Genomic DNA, 24,446 nt, shown 5'->3' with positions numbered 1-24,446 from the left:
TCGGCGTCGGGCGCGCTGCCTTCGGGCGCGCCTGTTTCATGCGACGCCGTTTCGGCCGCGGCGGCGCGCTGCGAGGCGTGGAACTGGGCCGTCTCGATGGCCTCGATCGCTGTGGGGTCGGAGTTCGTCAGAAACTCTGTGAGGCGTGTCACCTCGTCGACTTCGTCGATCGCCTCTGCCGCCCGGCGGAGCGCGTACAAGGAGCGCAAAACACCACGGTTCGGTTCGTGCGACCACGGGATCGGCCCATGGCCACGCCAGCCGCCCTTGCGGAGGGCATCGAGGCCGCGGTGGTAACCGACTCGCGCGAAGGCATATGACGGGATGACCTGCCCCTCGTCGAACGCGCGCTCCGCCAGAAGCGCCCAGAGAAGCGACGACGTCGGGAACCGCCTCACGTGGGCTTCGAGCTCGTCCCGGCTGGGAAGCGTCTCGTCAGGATCGACAGAAAGCGCTTCGGCCACTCCGTCTTCGGGGTCCAACAGGGTCGGGGGCACGCCAAGAAGATTTTCGCCGGTCACACTCAATCCTATCGTGGGCCCTGCTCATGATGGCCAAGCCCCGCTTCAGCCAGGGCTGCCGAGCACCACACCGGCCGACGACCCGTCCGATACAGCACCCGCACTCGATGGTTTGATCTTCCGCCCGATATAACTTGCACAGCCGTGTGCAAGTTATTACAATCGATCCATGACCATTTACCCGCCCGTGACACGCGCCCGGGCTCCCCGGCGTGACGCCGCCGAGAACCGTGCAGCGCTCCTCGACTCCGCGCGGGCGCTGCTGAACCGCGACCCAGACGCTTCACTCGAAGCGATCGCCGCGGGTGCCGGGCTTTCCCGGCGCGCCGTCTACGGCCACTTCGCCACCCGTGACGACCTCATCGCCGAACTGCAGCAACGAGGCAGCCAGCGCGTGATCGCCGCCCTCTCTGAGGTCTCGCACACCGATTCCCGCGTCGCCATCGCCCTCATCGGCGCCCGGCTCTGGTCGGAGGTCGAGAGCGTGCGCGTGATGGCCCAGCTCGCGGTCCGCGGCCCCCAGCGCAAAGCCTTCGCAGCCACCCTCGAGCCGGTTCGCCAGCGACTCCTCGAAATCGTCGAGCGAGGCATCGCCTCGGCTGAACTCCGGGCAGACATCGCGCCAGACACTCTCTCCCGACTGATCGAAGGCGCGGCTCTCTCGGTGCTCGACGAAGCGGTTCGCAGCGACCTGTCGAAGAGCGAAGGCCACCGACTGGTCATGCTCACCGGCCTCGGCGTCGCCGGGCTCTCAGCGAGCGAGGCGACAGCAGTGATCGCGGTAAACCCCGAACTACTACTTCTGGAGCACACGACATGAAGGTCATCCTGAACGCAGTTTCGATGGGCGGGGGCCAGAATCTCGGCACGACATCGCTCGCCTACGAGTCGGGAGGCATCACGCTCGCCGTCGTCGAGACCTATCAACGGCCGACCGTCCTGTCGCTGCTGGCTGCTGGCCGCATGGCGCCGGATGCTGGAACCATCGTTCTCGACGGCCAGCCCGACCCAGCCATCCTGCGCGCGATCACTGCGGTCGTGGACGCCCCCGATGTGAGCGAGCACGTACACGACCTGACCTTCGCGAGCGTTGTGGAGGAGGAGTTGATGTTCGCCTCGCTCCCCACGGGCCGCCGAGCCGCCCTCGACGCACTGGCCGCGCTGGACGCGGCAGAATACGCGAGCTGGCGGCTGCAGAACGTGCCTGTCGTCGTGCGGCTGCGCGTGCTCGCTGAGCTCGCCGCCTCGCGGCCGGGTATTCGCGGGCTGGTTCTCACCTCGCCCGACCGCCACGGTGGCGACCCGTTCGAGTGGTGGGCGGTCGCCGTCGACCTCGCCCGACGCGACCTGGCCATACTCGTGATCGTGAACCAGGCTTCAGCCGATGTGCTGAGCGAGGTGAGCGGCCAATTCGAGGCCGACAGGCAGGCCGAGATCGCTCGACGTGAGGCGGCTGCGCTCGAAGCGGCCGCAGAGTCCGCCCGGCGCGCCGCCGAATTGGAGTCCACCGTCATCGCCAGCCACTCTTCAGCCAGCTCGATGCACCCGACCGCAGCTCCCACTCCGGCCACGGCCGGACCGGACACGCTCGTCGTCTCAGAGCCCTCGAACGCTGGATCACTTCCGGCCACCGGCGATACCGCCACACGACCCCCGCTTGCACCACTGCCAGACCCGAAAGAACGCGCATGAAGATCCTCACCCTCGCGAAGACCGAGTTCCGAAGACTCACTGCATCCGGGCTCGCCCGCCTGGCGCTGGTCGCCCTCATGCTCGTTCCCGTCATCTACGCAGGCCTCTACCTGTGGGCGAACAGCGACCCCTACGGCAACATCAAGAACATTCCCGTCGCACTGGTCATCGAAGACACTGGCGCCACGCTGAACGACAAGCCGGTCAACTACGGCCAGCAGGTTCACGACCAGCTCATAAGGGATGGCGGAGTCGACTGGATCGATGCGAGTGCAGAGCAGGCAGCATCCGGTGTCAAAGACGGCACCTACGACTTCGTTCTGACCCTCGGCCCCGACTTCTCGACGATGCTCGTTTCGGCCGGCACGGCTACTCCCCAACAGGCCGTCGTGCAGCTCACCACGAATGACACGAACAGCTTCTTGGCCAGCTCGATCGCGGCCACCGTCGCCGAGAAGGTGCGGCTCAGCATCTCTGAGCAGGTCGGCCAGGCCGCTGCGCTGCAATTCCTCGACGGGTTCGCCACCATTCACGACAACCTCGGCACGGCCGTCGACGGCTCGGCGAAACTGGTCGATGGCACCGCGCAGGCGCAGGCCGGAGCATCCACTCTCGCCAGCGGCGCCGCGCAGGTGAACTCGGGGGCCGCCGACCTCGCCTCGGGCGCGGCAACGGCCGCCTCTGGCGCCTCGACCCTGTCGGACGGTGCGGCCCAGACCAACGCCGGAGCGCAGAAACTTGCGAGCGGACTCGGAACCCTCAACAGCCAGGCCGCGTCGCTGCCCGCACAGACGGCCGCTCTGAACTCCGGCGCCCAGCAGGTCGCAGCGGGCAATGCCCATCTCGCAAGCCTCGCGGCAACTGCATCGACGGCGTCGCAGGGCGCGGCCGACCAGGTACCTGTCGTGCGCGCGCAGATCGTTTCGCAGCTGCAGAACAGCACCCTGACCCCCGACCAGCAGGCCGCGATTCTGGCACAACTCGACACCCTCGGCTCGGCGGTCACCTCGGGCAACACGAAGGTGCAGACGGCCACCGGGCAGGTCGCGCAGCTCTCGGGGGCAGCCTCGCAGGTCGCGGCCGGCACCCAGAAGCTGGCGGATGCTGCACCGGCCCTCACCGCAGGCATCTCTTCGGCGGCCAGCGGTGCCGCCCAGGTCGCCTCGGGCACCCAACAGGTCGCCGACGGCGCATCCTCGCTCGCCGACGGCACGCAGAAACTCGCCGACGGTGCCGCAACCCTCAAAGACGGCACGCAACAGCTCGCCGACGGTAGCGCCACGCTGGCCACCGGGACAGCATCGCTCAACACAGGCGCGACCCAGCTGCACGATGGCCTCGTCAGTGGCCTGGCGCAGATCCCGAACTACAGCGCCGCCCAGCGCCAGCAGGCCGCCGCGACCATAGCGACGCCCGCGCGTGTCGACACCGACACGGTGACGAAGGCGACAACCTACGGAGCCGGCATGGCGCCGTTCTTCATCAGTCTGGCCGCATGGATCGGCATCTACGCGCTGTTCCTCATCATCAAGCCGCTGTCGAAGCGCGCCCTCACCGCGATCAAGGCTCCCCTGCGTGTCACGCTCGCCGGCTGGCTGGCACCGGCGGCCCTCGGCGCACTCCAGATGGCTGCGGTGTTCTTCGTCGTCACCGTGCTGCTCGGGTTCACCGTGGTCAACCCGGCACTGATGCTGCTGTTCATGGTGCTTGCTTCGGTGACGTTCGTGGCGATCATCCTCGCCCTGAATGTGTGGCTCGGCAGCGTGGGGCAGTTCATCGGGCTCGTGCTGATGGTGTTGCAGCTCGTCACGGCGGGCGGAACGTTCCCTTGGCAGACCCTGCCCGGACCGCTCGCGGCGCTGCACCACGCGCTGCCGATGAGCTACGCGGTCGACGGCATCCGGCAGCTGATGTACGGCGGCGACCTGATGCTCGCGCTGAACGACGCCGGCGTACTGCTGGCATGGATGCTCGGGGCCCTGGCCTTCACGTACTACCTCGCTGGCAAGGCCACGCGGTCGCGCACGCTGAGGGACCTGAGGCCGTCGCTGATCGGCTGACGCGGGTCTCATCCCCCCGGAGTCGCGGGATCGAGCACGCTACTGGATCGTCACGCGGATGGTGTGGTAGCCCGACGAGCCGTCGGGCGCGGGCGGGGCCTGGTCTGACGTCTGCGTGTAGCCAGAGGAGTCGGTCGCCCGCACCGAGATCACGTGGTCGCCTGCGGTGGCATTCCACTGCAGCACCCACTGGCGCCAGGTATCGGCCGAGATAGCGTCAGCGAGCGTCGCCTGCTGCCACTCGCCGTTGTCGATCTGCACCTCGACCTTTGCGATGCCGGTGTGCTGCGCCCACGCGACGCCCGCGATCGGGATCGTTCCGGCGGCCAACCCGGCGTTGGAACGCGGCGTGTCGATGCGTGAGGCCGTCTTGATCGGGCCGAGCGCCGACCAGCCCCGCGGAGTCCAGTACCCCATGTCTTGTGCGAAGGTCGTCACCTTCATCTCGACGACCCACTTGGTCGCCGAAACGTAGCCGTAGAGCCCGGGCACGACCATGCGCACCGGAAAACCGTGTTCGACGGGCAGGGGTGAGCCGTTCATCCCCACAGCCAGCAGCGACTGCCGGCCCTCGTCTTGAAGCACCTCGAGCGGCGTGCCGGCGGTGAACCCGTCTGAGCTGCGGGAGAGCACCATGTCGGCCCCCGCGGTCGGCTTGGCTCTGGCCAATAGGTCGCGAATCGGGTAGCCAAGCCACATCGCCGTGCCGATCAGGTCGCCACCCACTTCATTCGACACGCAGGTGAGGGTCGTGGCGTTCTCAACGAGGGGGAGGGCGAGAAGCTCGGCGAACGAGATCTCGACCTCGTTCTCGACCATGCCGACCACTCGCAGCCGCCACGCGTCGGGGTCGAGCTGGGGAATCTGCAGGGCCGTGTCGATGCGATAGAAGTTCGCGGCCGGCGTGATGACCGGGCTGAGGCCGGTGATGCCGAGTTCGGCCCCGGGTGGTGCCGGAGGAGCGGCAATGGCCGGAGCAGGAAGAGTCAGTGCGTTCCGTGCCGCTGTAACAGCCGCGGCCCCTGCATTCATCATGCGCGCACCGAACCCGACCACCGCAGAGGCTGCGGCACCGACGATGAGGAAGGTCAGAAACTGTCGCCGCGCGAGAGTCTCAGGAGCAGACGTGCGCATGCTCGGCGATACGACTTCGGCACGAACAGTAGGCAATCCCTCGGCAGCCCACGTCTCGACCCCAGAATTCTCTGACCGAGGTTCACGCGCGCCGATCGTCGCAGAAGCGGCGCGTTCGACCCCGGCCGCGCTCTTCTCCCACCTGCGCAGCCGTTGCTGCAGCGTGTTCAGAACCACGACTCCGGCGACCATACCGACGACGGTCGAAATCGCGAAGAGTGCCGAAGAACCAGATCTCGTGGTCACCGCTAAGACCCCGATCGCCGAGAAGACCACAAGAACCACGGTGCCCCACGGCGGCCTCCGGTACTCGAGCAGCCCGGAAACTGCCGCGCCGATCAGCACAACGATGGCGAGAATGGCGAGCAGTGCCGCTTTGTCACCCGTGCCGAACAGGGATATTGTCAACTCTTTGACCCCTGGCGGGGCGAGGTCGATCACAAGCGCCCCGACGGCGAAGAGCGGGCTACTCTCTGCACCGACGAACAGCGCCACCAATTCAGCAGTCGCGAGCACCACCGCTGCCGAAACGATGCCTGTGAGCGCTGCCCACAGAGTACGGGCCGACAGCAGATTGCGTCTCATAGCATTACCCTAAACTCCTCGTGCTGTGGCTTAGCCTTGACCTCACTCACTCTCGGACCGTTAGCGTTCACATTTCTCGAAGAAATTCAGGCTCCTTGTGATCTATCTGTTACAAATAGACCTTGCAATCAAAATTGTTAGCGTTCACAATTGCTGAAAGAGACGTGACGAAGTTGTCACCCTAGACAAGGAGGTTTGGGTAATGAAGAAATTGATCAGCGTGCTCGCATTGACGGGTGCTGTCGCATTGGTGCTGACCGGATGCGCAAGTGGCGGTGGAAGTGCGAGTAGCTCGGGGGGTGCGGCAGACGGGTCGCCCATCAAGGTGGGGTTCTCGCAGGTCGGAGCAGAGAGTGGGTGGCGTTCGGCGAACACCACCTCGCTCAAAGACGCGTTCGCAGACTCGAAGGGCTTCAAGCTGACTTTCTCTGACGCACAGCAGAAACAGGAGAACCAGATCGCCGCGATCCGGAGCTTCATCACGCAGGGCGTTGGTGCAATCGTTTTCGCACCTGTCGTGGAGACCGGCTGGGACGACGTGCTCAAAGAAGCCAAAGATGCGAACATCCCGGTGATTCTCGAAGACCGTTCGGTTGATTCCGATGCGAGCCTCTACACGACGCGCGTCGGCGACGACTTCGAGAAGGAGGGCGAGACCGCTGGCAAATGGGTCGCCGACACGTTCAACGGCAAGAGTGCGAACCTGGTCGTGCTGGAGGGAACGACAGGTTCTTCTGCGGCGAACGATCGGACGACGGGTTTCAACAAGGCCATCGCAGGCAGCGACGTGAAGGTTCTCGACTCGTAGACCGGTAACTTCACCCGCGCTGAGGGCAAGACCGTGATGGAGGGCTTCCTTCAGAAGTACGGCAAGACCATCAACGTCCTGTTCGCACAGAACGATGACATGGGCCTCGGTGCTCTCGATGCCATCAAGGCCGCGGGACTCACACCCGGAAAAGACATCCAGATCGTCACCATCGACGGCACCAAAGACGGATTGACCGCACTTTCGGGTGGTCAATTCAACTACGTTGTCGAGTGCAACCCACTTCTGGGAGACCAGGTCGCAGACATCGTCAAGAAGGTCGTTGCCGGCCAGAAGGTCGACAAGCTCTACCTTGCCGCCGACCAGGCATTCACCCAGGAACAGGCAACCGCCGCGCTTCCCACGCGACAGTACTGAGCACCACCCAAGGAGGAGGCGGGATTCGTGAGAGTCTCGCCCCCTCCCTTCAGTCATTAACGAAGGGAAATCATGACCGCCTCCGAAATCGTCGTCGAAGTCCGCGATGTCTCCATCGAGTTCCCAGGTGTGAAGGCGCTGCAACGGGTGGGGCTGAGCCTTCGCGCCGGTGAGGTGCACTCGCTGATGGGAGAGAACGGCGCCGGAAAATCCACGCTCATCAAGGCATTGACCGGCGTCTACGCGGTTGATTCCGGGGTGATCATTGCTCACGGCATCGAGCGCAGCTTCTCTGGAACGGCGGATGCCCAGGCAGCCGGCATTTCGACCGTCTACCAAGAGGTCAACCTCTGCACGAACCTCTCGGTCGGCGAGAATGTGATGCTCGGGCACGAGATTCGGGGCTTCTGGGGCATCAACTGGTCGGCGACGCACGATGCGGCAACGACGCACTTGAAACGCCTGAATCTTGACGTCGACCCACGGTCGCTGCTGTCGAACCACTCTCTGGCCGTTCAGCAGCTCATCGCAATCAGCAGAGCAATGGTGCTCAACAGCTCCGTTCTCATTCTCGACGAGCCGACCTCGAGCCTGGACCAATCCGAAGTCGCGAAGCTCTTCGACGTCATGCGTGGACTGAAGGCCGAAGGCGTCGCAATCCTGTTCGTCTCACACTTTCTCGATCAGGTCTACGAAATCTCCGATCGCCTGACGGTACTTCGCAACGGGGAACTCGTCGGCGAGTACCTCCCCTCAGAGCTCGACAAGATCGGGCTCATTTCGAAGATGCTGGGCCGCGAGTTCACTGAGCTCGAATCGCTTGGAGAGCGGGTGGCGCACGCACCGCGCATCTCCGGGGCCGAGCCTGTGCTGAAAGTGTCCGGGGTCTCACGCAAAGGCACTGTCGAGCCAGCCGATCTCGATCTTTTCGCCGGAGAGGTCGTCGGGCTGGCAGGGCTTCTGGGGTCTGGCCGCACGGAGCTCGCTCGTACCATCTACGGCGCCGACCGGGCTGATGCCGGGCAATCGTTCGTCAACGGGCGCGAAGTACGGCTTTCCAATCCGCGCGACTCTGTCGACGAACGAATCGCCTTCTCGTCTGAGGATCGCCGTGCCGAAGGAATCGTCGGCGATCTGACCGTTCGCGAGAACATTGCTCTCGGCGTTCAGGCAAAGCGGGGCTGGGCTCGCCCGATGAGCAGGCAGGCGCAGGATGAACTCGCGAGCACCTACATCGCCGCGCTGAACATCCGGCCGGCGAACCCTGACGCTCTGATCAAGAATCTCTCTGGCGGCAACCAGCAGAAGGTGCTGCTTGCGCGGTGGCTCGCCACCTCTCCGCAGGTTCTCATCCTCGACGAGCCGACACGAGGGATCGACGTCGGTGCGAAGGCAGAGATCCAGAAGCTGGTGACCGAGTTGGCAGAAGACGGCATGGCCGTGCTCTTCATCTCGTCGGAGCTCGATGAGGTCGTGCGTCTGTCGCGCCGCATCTGTGTACTTCGCGACCACAGAATAGTCGCAGAGATTGAAAATGAGGAAGGCATCAACGTGGATGACATCGTCGCGCTCATCGCCAATGGCGGTGAGCAATGAAATCGCTTGTGAAACACCGTTTGTTCTGGCCGATCGTGGCACTGTTCGCCCTGATCGTCATCAATACGATCAGTCGTCCCAGCTTTCTGAGCATCACGGTGAACGACGGTGAACTCTACGGATCGTTGATCGACATTCTTCGAAACAGCGCCCCTCTGATGCTGGTCGGAATCGGCATGACGCTCGTCATCGCAACGCGGGGCATCGATCTCTCGGTCGGAGCGATCATCGCTATCTCCGGGGCAATGTCGCTGAATTTCATCGCAAATTCAGGTGCGCCCGAATCGCTGGCCACCGTCGCCATCGGCATCGCGCTCGGCGTCGGCGTCTCACTCATCCTCGGCCTGTGGAACGGCTTCCTTGTCTCTGTGGTCGGGATCCAGCCCATCATCGCAACGCTGGTGTTGATGCTGGCCGGACGCGGCATCGCCATGCTCATCACACAGGGCCAGATCACCACGATCACGAGCGCCCCGTACGCCTTCATCGCCTCAGGTTACGTCTTCGGCCTTCCCGTGGCGTTCTACATCTCGCTCTGTGCGATCATCATCGCCGCGGTGCTCGTTCGAAGAACCGCCTTCGGCGTGCTGCTCGAGGCGGTCGGAATCAATCCGACAGCATCCCGCCTCGCTGGCATCAAGTCGCGCGGAATCATCTGGATCGTATACGGCATCAGCGGTTTGTTGGCTGGCGCCGCGGGCATCATCTACAGCTCGAACATCATGGCGGCCGACGCCAACAATGCCGGGTTGAACGTCGAAGTCGACGCCATTCTTGCTGTGGTCATCGGCGGAACATCCCTGGCAGGGGGCAAGTTCACCCTTTCGGGCACCGTCATCGGTGTGCTGATCATCCAGACCCTGACGGCGACCGTGACATTCCTCGGTGTACCGCCGGCCGTCACCCCGCTGTTCAAGGCCATCGTCGTGATCGTCGTCTGCCTCGTGCAGTCCAATCGGGCGCGGGAATTCTTCTCGAGGCGACAACGAATGACCCCGACACCCGTGTCCTCCGAGCCTCGGAAAGTGAGCGCCACCGCATGACCGCCGCACCTCTTCTCGACCTGCAACCGGTCTCGAAGCACACCCGTCGCACGCCGCGATGGCAGCTGAGGCTCTCTGCCTGGCTCCCGGTCCTGGCGACCTCGGCCATTCTGCTGGCGATGTTCGTCGTCGGGCAGGCACTGTTCGGAAACTTCTTCACTCCCCGGCTCATCTCATCGCTGTTTCTCGATAACGCCTACCTGATCGTTCTCGCCGTGGGCATGACCTACGTCATCCTCACGGGGGGCATCGACCTCTCCGTCGGCGCCGTGGTCGCCTTCAGCGGGATCTTCGGGGCTGAGCTCCTTCAGACGGGATGGCCCGCACTCGTGGTCATTCCCGCTATCGTGCTGAGCGGCAGCGTGATCGGTGCGCTTGTCGGGGTTCTGGTGCAGGTCTTCGAGATCCAACCATTCATCGCCTCCCTCGCCGCAATGTTCCTTGCCCGCGGATTGGCGTATGTTGTGAGCCTGCAATCCATCCCCATCACCGACCCCGCGATCACCTGGCTGGAACGCACCCGTCTGCCGCTCGGAGGCGGCTGGTTCGTGACGCCGACAGTGATCATCGCTCTGCTCACCGTCGCGATTTCGGTGTGGGTGCTGCAGTACACGCGCTTCGGTCGCAGTGTTTACGCAATCGGCGGGAATGAACAGTCCGCAAAACTGATGGGCCTGCGGGTGGCACGAACCCGAATCGCTGTCTACGTCATCAGTGGAACGTGCGCGGGCGTCGCAGGTCTCATCTTCGCCGCCTACACCGGCTCGGGCTACAGCCTTACCGGTCTCGGAATGGAACTCGACGCGATCGCAGCAGTTGTGATCGGGGGCACCATTCTCACCGGCGGCAGCGGTTACGTCATCGGTTCATTGTTGGGCGTCATGGTCTATGGACTCATTGAGATCAGCATCACCTACATCGGAGTGGATTCATGGTGGACGAAGATCGTGGTCGGCTCCTTGCTCCTGATCTTCGTCGTGCTGCAGCGACTCCTGGTTTCGAGACGAAAAAGATAAGCCCCCGTTCCGCCGGTCCAGCCTGGGCGTGCCGTTATAGTGTTGGACCACGTCACGCCACCGAAGAGCTGTGGTGGGCGAAGTGAGTGAGTCGATGTTCAGAGCTGAACCGGTCGTCGAAATGCGCGATGTCTCCGTTGACTTCGGTGGCGTCCGCGCGCTCGATGCCGTCTCGTTCCGAATGTTCTCTGGTGAAATTCACTCGCTCATCGGCGAGAACGGTGCCGGCAAATCGACATTGGTGAAGGCGCTGACGGGCGTTCACTCTCCCAGTTCCGGGCAGATATCCATCAGAGGGATCTCCGCGAAATTCTCCTCGCCGGCCGACGCGCAGCTGCATGGAATTCAGACCGTGTATCAAGAGACCGACCTCTTGCCCAACCTCAGCGTCGCAGAGAACATCATGCTGGGTCGTGAACGGCACGGGCGCTTCGGCATCAACTGGAAGTGGATGCGCGATGACGCAGAGAAGGCCCTCGATGAGCTCGGGCTCGACCTCGACCCGCGCGCATCACTCGGCTCGTACTCACTTGCCGAACAGCAACTCGTGTCGATCGCGCGAGCTCTGGCGGCACGGGCCCAGATCCTGATTCTTGACGAACCGACCTCTAGCCTCGACCAGGAAGAGGTCTCCGAGCTGTTTCGAGTGCTGCGATCGCTCAAAGACAGCGGCGTGGCGATTCTCTTCATTTCCCACTTTCTCGATCAGGTCTACGAGGTCTCTGATCGCCTCACGATCCTGAGAGACGGTCACTCGATCGGTGAGTACCTCACCGATGACATTCTGCGTATCGAAGCTGTCGAAAAAATGGTCGGCACACGAAGGGCCTTGCGCGTCAATGAACCGGCCGAAGAAGAGGAACTGTGCGAGAGCACGCGATCGAGCGGGCCGTTCCTCAAAGCCAGGCACGTTGGGCAAGCCGGCCTGATCCAGCCCTTCGACCTCGACATCGATGAGGGTGAGATCGTCGGTGTCGCAGGGCTGCTCGGTTCAGGCCGGTCAGAACTCGCCCGGCTACTGGCCGGAGTCGAGCGGAGCGACGTCGGGCACATCGAGATCGACAACCAGGCGATTCCGCTTCGATCACCTGCGACAGCGCTGTCGGCTGGCATTGCCTACTCGTCAGACAATCGCGCGCGCGAGGGGATCATCGGCGACTTCTCGATCGCCGAAAACATTCTGCTGGCCCTTCAGGCCGAGCGCGGCTGGATGCACCGACTCCCGAAAGATCATCGTGCGGAGCTGGTGGCCAGCTACATCACTTCACTCGGAATACGTCCCGCCAACCCTGAGGCACTCGTCAAGACTCTCTCCGGCGGCAATCAGCAGAAAGTGTTGCTCGCACGATGGCTTGCCCTCGCTCCGCGCCTCTTGGTACTCGATGAGCCGACTCGGGGAGTCGATATGGCAACCAAGGCAGCGATTCAAAGACTCATTGCCGAGCTGGCGTCCAACGGCATGGCTGTGATCTTTATCTCGGCCGAGTTTGCTGAGCTCGTGCGCGTCAGCGATCGAATCGCTGTCATGCGAGACAAAAAGCTCGAAGTTGTGCTGCCCAACGATGATCTCTCGGAGGAGCGCCTGCTTGCGGTCATCGCCTACGGCCGCGGCGCCGACTCCGCGTCGGCATAATTGGGAGTAGCACTCCCATGAATTCATGAAGCGGCACAGGTGACCGAACACAGAGACAGAGCGCGCGCAGCGAACATCTTCGATGTTGCGCGCCTGGCGGGCGTCTCACACCAGACCGTCTCTCGAGTCATGAACGACCTTCCGAATGTGAGGCCCGCCACACGATTGAAGGTTGAAGAAGCCGTCAAGCAACTGGGCTATGCGCCGTCCCCCGCTGCTCGCGCCATGGTCACTCGACGGTCTCGAATCGTTGGTGTGATCACTACTGGTGCCGCGGACTACGGCCCGGCATCCACAGCCCTGCATTTCAATGAAGCGGCGCAAGAGGCTCGATATTCGGTTTTGATGGTCAGCATTCTCACTGCGACCCGGGGGGGAGTTCGCGACGCAATCGATTCGCTGCTTCGTCAGAACGTCGAGGCGATCGTGCTGATCTCGAATTCTCGAAGCATTCTTGATGCCGTCTATGAGATCGAGATCGGTGCCCCGCTGATAACAGTCGATTCCAGCGCACCCGCAGGGCGAGACGCCGTTTCAATCGATCAGTACAACGGGGCACGACAAGCAGTGCGCCATCTCATCGAACTCGGTCATCGGGAGATCGCGCACATTTCGGGGCCGCTCGATTCCCCGGATGCCCAGGAGCGCCTTCGCGGATGGCGTTTCGAGCTGGCACAGCACTCCCTGGTCGCGCGTGAGCCCCATCTCGGCGACTGGACCGCCCAGAGCGGCTACGAAATCGGCCGCAGCGCGGATGCGAGCTCGGAATCGACAGCCTATTTCGTCGCCAACGATCAAATGGCGCTTGGCCTCATTCATGCCCTGACCGATCGCGGCCGCCGCGTACCGGAAGATGTCAGTGTCGTTGGGTTCGACGATATACCGGAATCCGGTCACTACCGGCCGCCGCTCACGACGGTTCGGCAGGACTTCGCCGCCCTCGGGCACCTCACCATGAGCAAGTTGCTGAAATCCCTGACCGACACCGAGCTGCATCGAGAAGATCACATTCCCGCCGTTCTCATTGTTCGAGAGTCCACTGCAGAGATCGAGTCGGTGCGCGACAGCAAGTTTCGGCGGGCCTGAGCCCGGAGTCAACCGGTCAGGGACAACGCGCGACCCCATAGCGTCGAGCGCTTCGTCGAGTCACGAAGGTCGACGCCAGAGGATCGTTCTACGGCGCGGGCCAGACCAGATTCGTACCGGTGTAGATCGCCGCGAGGAACGACGGGTCAGTCGCCGCGGTGAGGTCCGGAGCCGCCGTGAGCACCCCACCCTTCACGAGAAACGCACTCTCTTTTGCCAGTAGGTCGGCGTTCAGCGAGCCGAGGGGCGTGCCGGCCGGTTGAGCGCCCGAGACCAGCGCCGTCTCGGTGTTCCAGACCTGCACATTGTGGTCGGTGTCGTACCCTGCACCCGAGAGGGCCGCCGCGAAGCCGACGCACTCCGCCGCGTTCGTCAGGCAGTAGTCGTAGGCGTGGAACGACGCCCGAAGAAAGTCTTCAGTCGTACCCGCATTGGCCTTGATGAACGCCGGGTTCGCCGCCACCGTGCCGAATGTTCCCGGGATCCCGTAGTCCTCGGGGTTCCACGTCTTCACCTCAGTGCCCTGCGCCTTCAGAGTCAGGGGTTCGTTCGACTTGTACCCGGTCAGCGACTGCACCTGGCCCCGGGGCAGGATGCTCGGGTCGTAGCCCACGACCACCTGCGTGATGCTCGCAAGGTCGGCGCCAGCATCCACCAGCATCGTCTGGATCTCGGGCGGCAACTGCCCCTTCTGCCCGAGGGTCGTGCCGTTGAGCTGCTTCAGGTCGGTGACCGTCGGCATCGTCATGAGGGTCGCGATCGGCACCTGCCCGTAGGTCGCGATTCCCGTCACGTCGACGCCGTTCTCGCGAGCCCGAAGCAGGTCGGCGTCGCCACCCAGGTCGGTGAACGTCGCCGTTCCGGCCGCGACCAGCTGGGCATTGCCGGCCGTGTCTCCGGTGCCGGGCTGGATCGTCACGTCGAGGCACAGTGCGTCGTAGTACCCGAGCTGCTTCGCAGCGAGAACATCGAGGATGCTCGCCGAAGCCTGGTACTGGTAGCCGGTGATGTACGTGATGGGGCCGGCCGCCTTGTTCGCCGCACACCGTTCAGCCGAGATAGCGCTGCCTGCGGACGCGGCGGGGGTTGCCGGGGCCGAGGCCGACCCCGAGCATCCACTCAGTGCCAGCGCGGCCGATGCCACGAGTGCAGAGACTGCGAGTATGCGTGTGCGCAGTCGGGGTGAAGAGAGTCGGTGATTCATCGGGTCCTCGGGCTCGGGTAGCGCGGGTGGGAAGGACAGAATGCGGGAGGGAAGAGCGCGTTCAGTCGTGATGCGTGGGGTACGGCTGGGCCTGGGTGTTGACGCTGCTCGTGATGCCGGGTGTGGCGCGTCAGCGCTGTCGCGGCTGTTGGGACTCGTGCCACCGCAGCACGCGCTTCTCGAGAAGGGTGACCCCGAGAAGCAGCAGGGCTCCCATTATCGCAAGACAGACGATGGCCGCGTAGACGACAGCCAGTTTCGAGTTGGCCGAGGCGACGCTGATCACTGTTCCGAGCCCCTTCGAGGCCCCCGGGGCGATGAATTCGGCAACAACCGCGCCCACCAGCGAGAGCGGGAACACGACGCGAAGCCCCGCGAAGACATAGGGGAGGCTGCCGGGCAATCGCAGGCGGCCAAGCACCTCGAGCCTCGAGGCGTGCAGCGTGGAGAAGACCTGCAGAATCGGAGGTGACACCGAATTCAGGCCGGTTATGAGGTTCATCAGCATCGGAAAGAACGTGATCAGCGCGGTGACGATGAGCTTCGGTGCTGGCCCGAACCCGAAGGCGACGACCAGCGCCGGCGCGATCGCGACGACGGGCATGACGTTGAGGATCACCGCAAGGGGCATGATCGCCCGCCGCAGGATGCCCGACTCGGTCACCAGTACTGCCACGACCAGGGCGGCAGCGAACCCGATGGCGAGCCCGACGAGCGCTTCGGAGAGCGTAACCCACGCGTTGTCGAGGTAGTACCCGGTGTTGGTGATGAGCTGCTGGCCCACGAGACCGAGCCGAGGCAGAAGGTACGGATTGCCGATCGCAACCAGCTCCCACACCACTGCAGTGACGCCGACGGCGACCACAGTCGGCAGCCAGAAACCGGGCGACCACCGCGAGCGCGCCCGGCGGCGGCTCACTCTGCGCTCCCGGGCGGTGGCACAGCAGAATCGTCTGACGACTGGCCTGGCGTCAGATTCGGGGGCAGCGGCGCACGTGATTCGCGAGGGCCGCCCGGGCTTCCCGGAGAACGCCGTGCAGCCTGCAGCTCCGCACGGATCCGGTCTTCGTACTCATGCACCGCGGCCGCTTCGAGCAGCCCGCGCCGACGAGGGCGAGGCAGCTCGATCGGCACGATCGCAGCGATCCGCCCGGGCTCGCCGCGGCCCCCCGCCATCACGACGACCTCGTCCGAGAGCACCACGGCCTCGGTCACCGAGTGCGTCACGAATACCACTGTCGTGCGCCATTCCTCCCACAGCTTCAGCAGCTGGTCCTGCGTTGATTCGCGCGTGAACTCGTCGAGGGCCGAGAACGGTTCGTCCATCAGCAGCACGTCACCCTGTGTCGCGAAGGCTCGCGCAATCGCCACCCGCTGCTGCATTCCGCCCGAGAGCTCGCCCGGCAGGAGTTTCAGCGAGTCGCCGAGCCCGAGCTCTGTGAGCAGCGCGACGGGATCCGCCTCGGGGGCGAGCGCGACACCGACACCAGCGCCGTGCCCAGCTGGGCCACCTGTAGATTCGGGCCCGCGCCGCAGGGCATCCATTCGCCGGTTCGCCCGCCGGTTGACCCGGTCGACGATCTTCACGTTTTCGAGCACCGACAGCCAGGGCAGCAGAGCCGGCACCTGCGGCATGAACGCGATTCGCTTCGCCTCAGACGCTTCGGCCGGTGTGCTGCCGAAGATGCTCACCGCACCGGCATCCGGATGCTCGAGGCCAGCGATCATGCGCAGCAACGTCGATTTGCCGCACCCACTCGGGCCGATCACGCTCACGAACCGGCCGCGTTGCACCCGCAGATCGATGGCTCCCAGGGCGATCCTGCGCTCGGAGGCGCCGCGCCTGTTCGTCTCTGAGCGCCCATAGCTCTTCGAGGCTCCCTCGACGAGCAACTCGGCGGCCGTAGCCGTACCCAGGTCACCAGAAGCCGATTCGCGCACCATTCGACTATAAGAGGTCGCAGAGTGGGTGTTTCCCCTGATGGCTCAGGCGGGTAGGCGCACCGGGCGGATGCCGTCACCTGCGGAGCGCGTGAGCCGCAGCGCCTCGACGGTCGAGACCAGGGCGAGCAGGCCGATCACGAGAAACGCAAGCGCTGGTGAGAATGGTGCCCGCAGTGCGACAGAGCGCTGGCGGTTGGGATGCCCGGGGCCGACGCCCGCGGCAGCCATCAGCGCTTGGCCCCCAGCTCGAGAAGCAGCACGCCGCCAATCACCAGAACGATGCCGGCGATCTGCACCCAGCTGAGAAACTCCTTGAAGATGAGCCAGCTCACGATGGTCACGACGACCACTCCGACACCGGCCCACACCGCGTAGGCGATGCCGAGCGGCACCCCGCGCGAAAGCGTGAGGCTGAGCAGCACAAATGACGCGACATAACCGACCACCACGATCGCGTACGCCCACCAACGGTTGGCGAGCGTGACTCCTTCGCCGGAGGTGAACTTCAGGAAGGTCGTGGCGACGACCTCCGAGGCGATTGCGAGCGCGAGAAAGACGTACCCCATCGTTCAGCCCACCCCTCTGCTCTGTGCCCTGACTCTGCCCTGTGCTGTGACTCTGCCCTGTGCCCGGCTGCGCTCTTTGGCCGGCTCAACCGAATGAGACGTGCTGCAGAACCCAGGCGTGCATGGCGACTGCCGCAGCGGCCGACGCGTTCATCGAGCGGGTCGACCCGAACTGGCTGATCTCGACGATGGAGCCGGCCGACGCGATCGCCGCCTCAGACAAGCCCGGACCTTCCTGCCCGAAGAGCAAGACGCAGCGCTCGGGGAACGCGAAGGTCTCGATGATCACGCTGCCCGGAACGTTGTCGATCGCGATGATCTGCAGCTCATCGTTCGCCGCCCAGGCCACGAAGTCGGCGACGGTGTCGTGGTGCATGATGTGCTGGTACCGGTCGGTCACCATCGCACCGCGCCGGTTCCAGCGCTTGCGCCCGATCACGTGCACGGTGTCGGCGCCGAAGGCGTTGGCACTGCGCACGATCGACCCGATGTTCATGTCGTGCTGCCAGTTCTCGATGGCAACATGGAACGGATGCCGGTGCTCATCGAGGTCGGCGACGATCGCGGCCATCGACCAGTAGCGGTACCGGTCGATGACGTTACGCGAGTCTCCGCGTTCGAGCAGCTCGGGGTCGTAGTGCGCGTCGACAGGATGCTCGCCCTGCCAGGGGCCGACGCCGTTGGTCGTGAGTTCGACCGAGGGGTTCGCTTTGGCATCTGACACTCCACCAAGATAGCCGGTGACGCTCGCGCTCAGACAATTGCCGGTCATCCACTCGCTTCGCAACCCAGCGTGTACAAATGTTAGACGCATCTAACATTTTCGCCGATGATTGCTACCATGAAGCATGGCCCAGGCGACCAAGGAGCGAGATCGACCCGCTTCTGTGCGCCCGACGCGCATCATCTTTCTGCTCGGCCCGGCCTTCGTCGCCGCCATCGCGTACGTCGACCCGGGCAATGTGGCGGCAAACCTCACTGCGGGCGCGCGCTACGGCTACCTTCTCGTCTGGGTGCTCGCTGCGGCGAACGGCATGGCCATGCTCATTCAGTACCAGTCGGCCAAACTCGGCATCGTCACCGGCGAGAGCCTGCCAGAGATCCTCGGGCGTCGCATGCGCACAGGCAGCCGGCGTGCCTTCTGGGTCCAGGCCGAACTCGTGGCAGCGGCGACCGACCTGGCCGAGGTCATCGGCGGGGCAATCGCCCTGCAACTGCTCTTCGGGCTGCCGCTGCTGCTCGGCGGTCTCATCGTGGGCGTGATCTCGATGACGATTCTCGCGGTGCAGTCGCGCCAGGGGCAGCGCCCCTTCGAGACCGTCATCGTGACGCTGCTGGCCATCATCGCGTTCGGTTTTCTCGCCGGCCTTTTCGTCAGCCCCGTGCACTGGGGCCAGGCTGCCGCGGGCCTCGTGCCGCACTTCGCCGGGCCCGACACCGTTCTGCTCGCGGCCGGGATGCTCGGGGCCACCGTCATGCCGCACGCGATCTACCTGCACTCCTCTCTCGCCCGCGACCGTCACGGGCCCTCGCTCGACTCGTATCGCTCGCGATCGAAGAAGTTCACCCCCCAGGCCTTCACGCCGAAGCCGTTCACGCCATCGACGGGCGAATTCTCGGCCATCCGTCGCCTTCTCGTCGTGACCCGCTGGGATGTCGCAGCGGCCCTTCTGCTCGCCGGTGCCGTCAACATCGCCATGCTCCTCACCGCCGCAGCGAACCTGGGCGGCGTCTCGGGCACCGACACGATCGCCGGCGCACACGCCGCCATCATCGCCGCCCTCGGCCCGGTCATCGGCGTGATCTTCGCGGTCGGGCTCCTGGCCGCTGGCCTTGCCTCAACGTCGGTCGGCTCCTACGCCGGAGCGACGATCATGGCGGGTCTTCTGAAGTTTCGCATTCCGCTCCTGGTGCGCCGGGTCATCACCCTCATCCCCGCGCTGCTCATCCTCGGCCTCGGCGTGAACCCCACCTGGGCACTCGTGCTCTCGCAGGTCTTCCTGAGCCTCGGCATCCCGTTCGCGCTCATTCCTCTGGTGCGCCTGACGGGCGACCGGATGCTCATGGGCCCCTTCGCCGACCGGCTCCCCCTGCGCATCGCCTGCTGGGTCGTCGCCGCCCTCATCGTCGCGCTGAATGTCGCCCTCATCGTGCTGACGATCAGTGGCGCCGGGGGCTCTGGCGGCTAGGACGGGACTGCGCCGCGGCTAAGCCCGGGTCACCCACACGGCGTCAACCTCGCTCCGGCTCAGCCTGACGCACGCCTCGGTGGACTCCAATCGCACGCACACCCCGACGGGCTCGGGTTCGGGTTCGGCTCCGGCATCGGTTCGGGGCTCGCAGACGCTGAGCCGGGCATCCAGAGCCAGACCGGCTTCGCCGAGCGATCGGAGCACGATCGGGTCGGCATCAGAGATGCGCAGAACGACGAGTGGCGGCCCGGGCACGGCGTCGCCCAACCGAAACGCACCCTGCCGCAGGGCGTCGAGCCGAACGGCTTCGGCTGGGCGTGAGACGCCCTCTGCCGAGGGGATCGGGTCACCGTGCGGATCGCGCGACGGAAACCCGAGCGCCCTGTCCATACGGGAGATCATGGTGTTCGACACAGCGTGCTCCAGCACCTCTGCCTCGTCGTGAACCTCGTCCCACGAGTAGTCGAGCACCTCGACGAGAAACGTTTCGACGAGCCGGTGGCGGCGCACCATCTCGACGGCCACCGCGCGGCCCTCGTCGGTGAGCTCGATGCTGCCGTAGGGCTCGTGGACGACCATGCCGAGCCCAGCGAGCTTTCGAATGCCATCGGACACGGTGGCGGTGCTCACACCTGTGCGCTCCGCGAGGTGCTTCACTGTGATTCTGGAGGCCGTGTCGTCGCCGGGCCACTCTGAGGCGGCCCAGATCACCTTGAGGTAGTCCTGGGCGGCGTTCGTGAGGTCCGAGAGCGGCATGCGGTCAGTCTAATAAGAGCAGTCCGGCGGCAATGGGGAAGCGCTCGGCACAACCGGGGTGAAATCTCAATCCCTGCCGACAATTAGTTAGCAAATCTAAACTTTCGATCATGGCATCATCTCGTACTGCTCATCTCTTCCGGGCCACGCAGCCCGCATCCATACCCGCTGGGCCTGGAACAACCGCTTCCGAACTGCCCGCGCCCGTCGCGAGCGCGACCGACGCGCCGACTCACACCATCCATTTCAACGGCAATGACTACGTCGCCACCACCGTCATGACGGAGATCTTCCGCAGGCGCGCCCAGCGAATTGTCGACCGCGGCGAGTCTGAACTCGTGCCGCTCCTCCACAGCCGGGGAGTAGAGCTCCTGCTCATCACGCCCACGACCGAAGTCGCCGTCGTCCCCATCCAAATCGGTACAGGGACCGCGCTTCGTCCACGGTGACCCGTGAAGGACGCCTGCGGTCAGAGTGACGCGCACCCCACAGTGGCCTTCACGACAACGTTCAGGCGACTCGCAGTACCCTTGTGGTGAGTGCCTGCCGGTGACCAGCTGGTCTCGAGAGCAGCCGCATGTGAGCACCTTAAGGAGCGCCATGTCCCGTCGTGACGAAATCGAATGCTGGCTGACTGACATGGACGGCGTGCTCGTCCATGAGAACCAAGCCCTTCCCGGTGCCGCCGCTCTGTTGCAGCAATGGCGCGACGAGGGCAAGCCGTACCTCGTGCTGACCAACAACTCGATGTTCACGCCCCGTGACCTGAGCGCAAGACTGCTTGCATCGGGGCTCGAGGTGCCCGAAGAGTCCATCTGGACGTCGGCACTTGCCACGGCCGCCTTTCTCAAGTCCCAGAAGCCCGGAGGCTCTGCTTTCGTGATCGGCGAGGCGGGCATCACGACCGCCCTGCATGAGGCAGGATTCATCCTCACCGACACGAACCCTGACTACGTGGTCGTCGGCGAGACGCGCAACTACTCGTTCGAGGCGATCACCCGGGCCATCCGCCTCATCTCCGCGGGCGCGCGCTTCATCGTGACGAACCCCGATGCCACCGGCCCGAGCACCGAAGGCCCGCTGCCCGCGACGGGGGCGGTCGCTGCGCTGATCACCAAGGCGTGCGGCAAAGAGCCCTACGTCGTCGGCAAACCCAACCCCATGATGTTCCGCTCAGCGCTCAACAAGATCGGCGCACACTCCGAGAACACTGGGATGATCGGCGACCGCATGGACACCGATGTCGTCGCCGGCATCGAGGCGGGGCTGCACACCATCCTGGTTCTCACCGGCATCAGCGACCAGGCCGAGATCGACAAGTACCCCTTCCGGCCCGACGAGATCCTGAAGGGCGTCTTCGAACTGCTCTCGCCCGACCCGGTCGAGTCCGACGAGATCTGACACGTCAGAGCGATTCAGCGCCTCAGTTTGCGTTCAAATTCTGGGAGATCGTTCGCTACTGTGTCGATGATGAGCTGAATGTCGACGTGCGCGTAACCGTGGGCTATGCGGTTTCGGGTGGCCCAGATGACCTTCCAGTCATCTCCAAAGGTCTCTTCTCGGAATGTGGCGCTGGTCTGCGAGACTGACTCGATTGCCGATGCCAATCGCAGACTCACCGCATCGGCCACAATTTCGTCCCCCACATCCGAACGGGCGACGTGCCGCTTGAGTGCCTCGATGTGGTCGAGAGCGTCACTGACCAGCTCTGCGTCTGATCTGCTCACAGCGGAATCGCCTCGCGAAGAACTTGGCCAGCGAGGTTATTGCGAAGGCTCCGCGCAGGAATGAGATCAACGTCTGCCCCGATGATCTGGGCGATGTCATTCTCAAGACGCGAAAGAGCGAACAGGCCGATGCCGTCTGGTATATCCACGAGAAGATCGACATCTGATGCCGCGGTGTCTGTTCCGCGCGCCACGCTGCCGAAGACGCGGACGTTGCGAAGTCCCTGCGCTGCGGTGATATCGATAATCTTCTTGCGATTCGCGCTCAAGCGTCGGCCGAGCTCTGATGTACCGTGAAAACGGAGCAGGCGCGAAACCTCCGGCTGACTGCGACCGATCGCGGCAGCGATATCTCGCTGCGAGAGCCCAGCCGAGACGCCAGCGCGAACGGCAGCCACGAGAAGGCTGCGCGACCGCTCGTGAAGCTCAAGAGCCTGTCGAGCATCCGCTCGCAACCGCTCGATCATCGTTTTTTCACTCATATAGCAAATGCTATCAAGTCACGTGGACCTGCGCACTCGAATACGACCCGAGAGTGCATCATCAGGTGGAAGTGTCGCTAGACCCCGCCGCCTCCACCGCCACCACCGCCGCCCCCCGAGAAGCCGCCCCCACCGGAGCCGCCGCTCGAACTGCTCGACGTGCTTGCGGCGAGACTCGAGTCGACGACGCTCGACCACGAGTTGATCGCCGAGGCGAAGAGCACAGCATTGAATACCCCGGAATTGCCCGAGTACCAGTCGGGTTGCGAGCCCAGGCTCTCGTAGTAGGTGCCAAGCACCTTCGCCCACTCGTCTTCGAGACCCAGCAGCACCGCGTACGGCAGCAGCTTCTCGTAGATCTTCACGACCTGGCCCCAGTCGGGCGCGTTGACCTGTGTCTTGAGCGCGCCTTCTGGGGTCTGCAGCATGGCGAAGCGGTCTTTCTCAGCCAGACGGATGTACAGCTCGACGCCCTGGATGTAGTCGCGCAACTCCGAACCCTTCGCGGTGAGCGGCTTCTTGAACGCCGCCGTGAAGACCACCACCAGCGAAAGACCGCAGACCACGAGCAGGCCCAAGGGAAGAGCGCCGCCGAAGTCGTCATTCATCGCCGCCGTACCCGTGAAGAATGCCAGCACTCCAAACAGGATGACCGCGAGAGCAAACAGCGAACTGATGAGGTTGGTGCCCCCGCGAATGTACCCTTCGGTGATCGCGCCCTTGCGCGTCGACTGCATCAGCCCGTAGATGCCTTTGCTGAGAGCCGTGTCCTGCTTCTCGATCTGCTTCCAGGCACCGATCTGCAGTTCATCCCCGAACAGCAGCCTCGCAAGGTCGAGTTCGGTGGCATCCAGCCCCTCCACACTCGCCAGGCGCAGCCAGTACGTCTTGCCGCTGCCGCCGAACAGCCCGGAGCTCTCCTTCTCCTGCTCGACGATCTGGATGTTGTGCCTCACAGCGAGGCTGACGAATGACGCAGCAGGGGCGCGCTTGGTCGTCTTGCTGACAACGGAGGCCATCGGCAGGTTCACACCCTTCGGCACGGTGTACTCGGCGATGATCGTCGGCCGACCCGGCGCATCCCGCAGCACGGTCAGGCGCAGGATGATCGCCCCGACCGCCACCAGAACAGCCAGTAACGCGAAGATGAGTTCGGCGATGGCCGCACCCGAGGCGAAGAATGAATTGTCGCGCAGGGTGAACGTGGTCGGGGCGAAACCGATCGCGACGGTCAGGTTTTCGCCCGCGCCCAGGTTCGACGCGGATGCCTGGAAGGCGGTGCCGTCTACCGCTGGATTCGTGGTCGAATCGGCGGCTGCGCTGATGTCGCAGGTCTGGGACGACCCTTGCGCCCCCACGTAGCAGGAGGTCTTGCCGTTCAATGCCGACGTGAGATCTGAGGCGATGTGCACGGTCGCCGTAACGCTGCCGAACGGCTGCTTCCAGGCTGTGCCGTTGGTGTCCCAGTAGAACTCCTGGTCATTCGTGTCAGCGAAGTACTGAACCACGTTGTTCTGGGTATAGGTGATCACGTAGACCTGCGAGCCGTGCACATAGTCCGGAGCCGCAATCGTGAGCAGCAGCAGGCCGTTTTGGGTGTCGGTCGAGTAGGAGCGCTTGGCCCCAGAACCATCGGTCACCGACACGATGCTCACATCGGTGGGGTGTCCGTCGTATTTGAGCGGGATGGCGCGCAGAATGCCGTGGTTCTGGTTCGAAGTGGGGAACTGGGCATCCAGGGTCTCGACGGTCGTCAAAGTCGCATGCCCGGCGGAGTCGCGGCCGAGCGTGTAGTCGCCGGCGAAGCTGTTGAAGGTGAAGTCGTTGACGTCGCCGCGCACGGCACTCACGGCTGGGCCGTCGGCCGCTGCGACTCCGGCTCGGGCAGAGGCAGAGGTTCCGGTCGACGACACCGAAGCCGTCGCAGCCGCAGACGCGCCGAGAAGAACGATCAGTGCGACAACACCGATGGTCGAAGCCGCTACCCGCAAGCCCCGCATGCCTCGTGGAACCTTCATCGGCA

General features: G+C 64.3%; 22 protein-coding genes and 2 pseudogenes. 12 read left to right on the top strand and 12 right to left on the bottom strand.

Going from position 1 to position 24,446, the window contains the following annotated elements; genetic code table 11:
* Positions 1-92: 92 nt before the first annotated feature.
* A pseudogene (locus KPL76_RS05285) lies at positions 93-521 on the bottom strand (DUF3151 domain-containing protein); the annotation flags it as partial.
* 169 nt (positions 522-690) lie between these two features.
* Between KPL76_RS05285 and KPL76_RS05280 the strand changes: the two are divergent.
* Genes KPL76_RS05280 through KPL76_RS05270 form a run of 3 tightly spaced genes read left to right on the top strand, consistent with a single transcriptional unit; the run spans position 691 to position 4,273 of the window.
* Complete coding sequence (locus KPL76_RS05280) at positions 691-1,341, top strand: TetR/AcrR family transcriptional regulator (RefSeq protein ID WP_216335433.1); 651 nt, start codon at positions 691-693, stop codon at positions 1,339-1,341.
* On the top strand, positions 1,338-2,213 hold the full coding sequence (locus KPL76_RS05275; protein ID WP_216335432.1) for a hypothetical protein: 876 nt from the start codon (positions 1,338-1,340) through the stop codon (positions 2,211-2,213). The genes KPL76_RS05280 and KPL76_RS05275 overlap by 4 nt, the downstream gene beginning before the upstream one ends.
* Positions 2,210-4,273, top strand: coding sequence for a YhgE/Pip domain-containing protein (locus KPL76_RS05270; protein WP_216335431.1), 2,064 nt, complete (start codon positions 2,210-2,212; stop codon positions 4,271-4,273). The genes KPL76_RS05275 and KPL76_RS05270 overlap by 4 nt, the downstream gene beginning before the upstream one ends.
* 39 nt (positions 4,274-4,312) lie before the next feature.
* On the opposite strand, the gene KPL76_RS05265 is transcribed toward KPL76_RS05270, so the two are convergent.
* On the bottom strand, positions 4,313-5,992 hold the full coding sequence (locus KPL76_RS05265; RefSeq protein ID WP_216335430.1) for a molybdopterin-dependent oxidoreductase: 1,680 nt from the start codon (positions 5,990-5,992) through the stop codon (positions 4,313-4,315).
* 202 nt (positions 5,993-6,194) lie between these two features.
* On the opposite strand from KPL76_RS05265, the pseudogene KPL76_RS05260 reads away from it, so the two are divergent.
* The 6 genes and pseudogenes from KPL76_RS05260 (at position 6,195) to KPL76_RS05235 (ending at position 13,552) form a co-directional block, all read left to right on the top strand.
* Positions 6,195-7,178 (top strand): annotated as a pseudogene (locus tag KPL76_RS05260) (ABC transporter substrate-binding protein).
* Between the two features lie 72 nt (positions 7,179-7,250).
* On the top strand, positions 7,251-8,774 hold the full coding sequence (locus KPL76_RS05255) for a sugar ABC transporter ATP-binding protein (protein WP_216335429.1): 1,524 nt from the start codon (positions 7,251-7,253) through the stop codon (positions 8,772-8,774).
* Positions 8,771-9,817, top strand: coding sequence for an ABC transporter permease (locus KPL76_RS05250; protein WP_216335428.1), 1,047 nt, complete (start codon positions 8,771-8,773; stop codon positions 9,815-9,817). Before KPL76_RS05255 ends, KPL76_RS05250 begins: the two co-directional genes overlap by 4 nt.
* On the top strand, positions 9,814-10,833 hold the full coding sequence (yjfF, locus tag KPL76_RS05245; protein ID WP_216335427.1) for a galactofuranose ABC transporter, permease protein YjfF: 1,020 nt from the start codon (positions 9,814-9,816) through the stop codon (positions 10,831-10,833). Before KPL76_RS05250 ends, yjfF begins: the two co-directional genes overlap by 4 nt.
* A gap of 94 nt (positions 10,834-10,927) precedes the next feature.
* On the top strand, positions 10,928-12,466 hold the full coding sequence (locus KPL76_RS05240; protein WP_216335426.1) for a sugar ABC transporter ATP-binding protein: 1,539 nt from the start codon (positions 10,928-10,930) through the stop codon (positions 12,464-12,466).
* Positions 12,467-12,505: 39 nt separating this feature from the next.
* Positions 12,506-13,552 carry a LacI family DNA-binding transcriptional regulator gene (locus KPL76_RS05235; protein ID WP_216335425.1) on the top strand — a complete coding sequence of 349 codons (1,047 nt, stop codon included), beginning with the start codon at positions 12,506-12,508 and terminating at the stop codon, positions 13,550-13,552.
* Between the two features lie 88 nt (positions 13,553-13,640).
* Here KPL76_RS05235 and KPL76_RS05230 read toward each other — a convergent pair whose 3' ends face one another.
* The 6 genes from KPL76_RS05230 to KPL76_RS05205 form a co-directional block, all read right to left on the bottom strand.
* Positions 13,641-14,696 carry an ABC transporter substrate-binding protein gene (locus tag KPL76_RS05230; protein WP_253202191.1) on the bottom strand — a complete coding sequence of 352 codons (1,056 nt, stop codon included), beginning with the start codon at positions 14,694-14,696 and terminating at the stop codon, positions 13,641-13,643.
* A 190-nt stretch (positions 14,697-14,886) separates the two neighbouring features.
* Entirely contained in the window at positions 14,887-15,675 is a 789-nt protein-coding gene (locus tag KPL76_RS05225) for an ABC transporter permease (RefSeq protein ID WP_253202190.1), read from the bottom strand.
* The gene (locus KPL76_RS05220; protein WP_216335423.1) at positions 15,672-16,700 is read right to left on the bottom strand and encodes an ABC transporter ATP-binding protein; all 1,029 of its coding nucleotides are present in this window, start codon (positions 16,698-16,700) and stop codon (positions 15,672-15,674) included. Before KPL76_RS05220 ends, KPL76_RS05225 begins: the two co-directional genes overlap by 4 nt.
* A 42-nt stretch (positions 16,701-16,742) precedes the next feature.
* Positions 16,743-16,928 carry a hypothetical protein gene (locus KPL76_RS05215; RefSeq protein WP_216335422.1) on the bottom strand — a complete coding sequence of 62 codons (186 nt, stop codon included), beginning with the start codon at positions 16,926-16,928 and terminating at the stop codon, positions 16,743-16,745.
* Positions 16,928-17,266, bottom strand: a complete 339-nt coding sequence (locus KPL76_RS05210; protein WP_216335421.1) for a multidrug efflux SMR transporter — start codon at positions 17,264-17,266, stop codon at positions 16,928-16,930. Before KPL76_RS05210 ends, KPL76_RS05215 begins: the two co-directional genes overlap by 1 nt.
* 85 nt (positions 17,267-17,351) lie before the next feature.
* Complete coding sequence (locus KPL76_RS05205) at positions 17,352-17,990, bottom strand: TrmH family RNA methyltransferase (protein WP_253202189.1); 639 nt, start codon at positions 17,988-17,990, stop codon at positions 17,352-17,354.
* A 124-nt stretch (positions 17,991-18,114) separates the two neighbouring features.
* Between KPL76_RS05205 and KPL76_RS05200 the strand changes: the two genes are divergently transcribed.
* Positions 18,115-19,455, top strand: a complete 1,341-nt coding sequence (locus tag KPL76_RS05200) for an Nramp family divalent metal transporter (RefSeq protein ID WP_216335419.1) — start codon at positions 18,115-18,117, stop codon at positions 19,453-19,455.
* Positions 19,456-19,473: 18 nt separating this feature from the next.
* On the opposite strand, the gene KPL76_RS05195 is transcribed toward KPL76_RS05200, so the two are convergent.
* Positions 19,474-20,214 carry a metal-dependent transcriptional regulator gene (locus tag KPL76_RS05195; protein ID WP_216335418.1) on the bottom strand — a complete coding sequence of 247 codons (741 nt, stop codon included), beginning with the start codon at positions 20,212-20,214 and terminating at the stop codon, positions 19,474-19,476.
* 110 nt (positions 20,215-20,324) lie between these two features.
* Here KPL76_RS05195 and KPL76_RS05190 point away from each other — a divergent pair, with 110 nt between their 5' ends.
* Both KPL76_RS05190 and KPL76_RS05185 read left to right on the top strand, forming a co-directional pair.
* Positions 20,325-20,663, top strand: coding sequence for a hypothetical protein (locus KPL76_RS05190; RefSeq protein ID WP_216335417.1), 339 nt, complete (start codon positions 20,325-20,327; stop codon positions 20,661-20,663).
* Between the two features lie 151 nt (positions 20,664-20,814).
* A complete protein-coding gene (locus tag KPL76_RS05185; RefSeq protein WP_216335416.1) occupies positions 20,815-21,615 on the top strand; it encodes an HAD-IIA family hydrolase in 801 nt (266 codons plus the stop codon).
* 14 nt (positions 21,616-21,629) lie between these two features.
* Here the strand turns inward: KPL76_RS05185 and KPL76_RS05180 are convergent, their stop codons facing one another.
* The 3 genes from KPL76_RS05180 to KPL76_RS05170 form a co-directional block, all read right to left on the bottom strand.
* Positions 21,630-21,941, bottom strand: coding sequence for a DUF86 domain-containing protein (locus tag KPL76_RS05180; RefSeq protein WP_216335415.1), 312 nt, complete (start codon positions 21,939-21,941; stop codon positions 21,630-21,632).
* Positions 21,938-22,423, bottom strand: coding sequence for a nucleotidyltransferase family protein (locus KPL76_RS05175; RefSeq protein ID WP_216335414.1), 486 nt, complete (start codon positions 22,421-22,423; stop codon positions 21,938-21,940). Before KPL76_RS05175 ends, KPL76_RS05180 begins: the two co-directional genes overlap by 4 nt.
* 77 nt (positions 22,424-22,500) lie before the next feature.
* Positions 22,501-24,441, bottom strand: coding sequence for a DUF2207 domain-containing protein (locus KPL76_RS05170; protein ID WP_216335413.1), 1,941 nt, complete (start codon positions 24,439-24,441; stop codon positions 22,501-22,503).
* Positions 24,442-24,446: the final 5 nt, after the last annotated feature.

This window comes from Subtercola sp. PAMC28395 (genome assembly GCF_018889995.1).
Classification (GTDB): domain Bacteria; phylum Actinomycetota; class Actinomycetes; order Actinomycetales; family Microbacteriaceae; genus Subtercola.
The sequence above is the reverse complement of the archived record's forward strand: the minus strand, read 5'-3'. Positions and strand labels throughout refer to the sequence as shown.